A 1,874-nucleotide genomic window follows, 5' to 3' on the forward strand; every position below is an offset into this window, starting at 1 on the left:
GGATGCTCCTATGGATGTCAAGCGGCTTCAGTGAGGTCGCTTTGAGTGGTTTGCGGGTTGATGTCGGTGGTCCGGATCGACCGCATCAGGACGCGGTAGACCTCGCGGGCAACATGTCGTTTCAGGCAGCGCATGATGTCCTTGGTCGCGAGTCCGTCGGCGGTACGCCGTGCGACGTAGGCGCGGGTGCGTTCGTCCCAGCGCATGCGGCACAGCACGATGGTGTGCAGGGCATGGTTGGCGGCGCGGTCGCCGCCGCGGTTGAGGCGGTGCCGGTCCCGGCGGCCGGACGAGGCCGGTATCGGCGCCACCCCGCACAGGTGGGCGAAGGCGGCCTCGGAGCGTAGCCGGTCAGGGTTGTCGCCGACGGTGGCCAGGAGCTGTCCGGCCACGTCCGTGCCTACGCCCTTGAGGGCCAGCAGGTCCGGGGCGGCCTGGGCGGTGAGGGTCTTCAGCTCGGCCTCCAGCTCGTCGGCCTCCTCGGTCAGCGCCAGGATGCGTTTGCCCAGGCGGCGCAGGGCGGCCTTGACCGCGTGGGCGGGGTCGGTGAGGTCGTCGCCAGGTCGGAGCCGGGCGCATGCCCTGGCCAGGGCGGCGGTCGACAGTCCGCGCAGCTGGGCGCGCAGGGCTTCAGGTGCGGTAACCAGCAGCTGCCGGGCCTGGTTGACAGCCTGAGTGCGGGACTTGACCGCCGATCGGCGCACCACCCGCAGCGCGCGGACCGCTTCCACGATGCCGTCCCGGGTCTTGGGAGTGCCGCTGGCCCGGCCGGAGGCCACCGCCTCGGCGGCGGCGTAGGCGTCGATCGGGTCGGACTTGCCCTTCATCCGGCGCGTCTTGCGGTCCGGGCGGTCGACCTCGATCACCGTCAGCCCGGCCCGGCCCAGGGTGCGGGCGAGCTCAGCGCCGTAGGCGCCGGTGCCCTCCACCCCGACCCGGGTGACGTGCCCAAACGAGCGCAGCCAGGCCAGCAGTTGCCGGTATCCGGCACCGGTGGCGGGGAACTCGCGGTCGGCCAGGTGGCGGCCGAGCCGATCGATCACGGCCGCGTGGTGGGTCTCGCCGTGCGTGTCCACACCCCCTGTGACTTCCAGGGCCTGGTCCGTCATGCTGGTCACTGCCGTCCTCTCGCTGATCCCGGTAGGCGGCACGCGCCGGCCAGGCGGGCGGACAAGACAGTGGCGGGGCTTCTTGACCAAGCTCCTGACTTGTTGAATCGGACCCAGATGCTCGGTCTGCAGCCGTAGCGTCCAGGGTGTCGGTCGGCACGGGCCCGCAGTGCTCCTTGCCGCCCTCGGGCTGGCTCACTGATAGCGTGCCGCCGCCGGCCGACACCCGCGCGGTGTGGCTCGACAGAGGCATGAAGGTGACACGGTGACTTCAAGTCAGGGTGCCCACCGCACTCCCCTTCCTGACTCATCGAGTGCAAGGGCAGCAGCCTGTGATCCTGATCGGTGTCGATCCCCACAAGTCGTCCCACACCGCCGTCGCCGTCGACGCCGCAGGCCACCAGGTGGCCCAGCGCCGGTTCGTCGTCAACACCGGGACCTTCCGCCAGCTGATGCGCTGGTGCGAGCAGTGGCCCGACCGTCGTTTCGCGGTCGAGGGCGCTGGCGGCCTGGGCCGCTCGCTCGCCCAGCAGCTGGCCGCTGCTGGTGAGAACGTGGTCGACGTGCCCTCCACTCTGTCGGCCCGGGCCCGGCTGCTGGCCACCGGAGGAGACCGCAAGACCGATGCCAAGGACGCCCTGCACGTCGCCCAGGTCGCCCTCTTCCGCCACGACCTCCGCCCCGTCGTGCGGGAAGACCAGACGACGATCCTGCGGCTGCTGACCGAGCGACGAGACGACCTGGTCCACGAGCGCACCCGCGTCC

General features: G+C 71.2%; 2 protein-coding genes. One reads left to right on the forward strand and one right to left on the reverse strand.

Features of this window, described 5'->3' with window-relative positions:
- Window positions 1-17: 17 nt before the first annotated feature.
- Window positions 18-1,109 (reverse strand): IS110 family RNA-guided transposase, encoded by a 1,092-nt coding sequence (locus ABT092_RS30860; RefSeq protein ID WP_351249810.1) that lies wholly within the window; start codon window positions 1,107-1,109, stop codon window positions 18-20.
- Between the two features lie 332 nt (window positions 1,110-1,441).
- Here ABT092_RS30860 and ABT092_RS30865 point away from each other — a divergent pair.
- On the forward strand, window positions 1,442-1,874 hold a 433-nt coding region (locus ABT092_RS30865; protein WP_351249809.1), incomplete at its 3' end, for an IS110 family transposase.

This window comes from Streptomyces sp. NPDC002490 (assembly GCF_040296045.1).
GTDB lineage: Bacteria > Actinomycetota > Actinomycetes > Streptomycetales > Streptomycetaceae > Streptomyces.

Coding starts and splice junctions, on each gene's coding strand:
- ABT092_RS30860 (WP_351249810.1), bottom strand. CDS start 1,109: ATGACGGACCAGGCCCTGGAAGTCACAGGGGGTGTGGACACGCACGGC.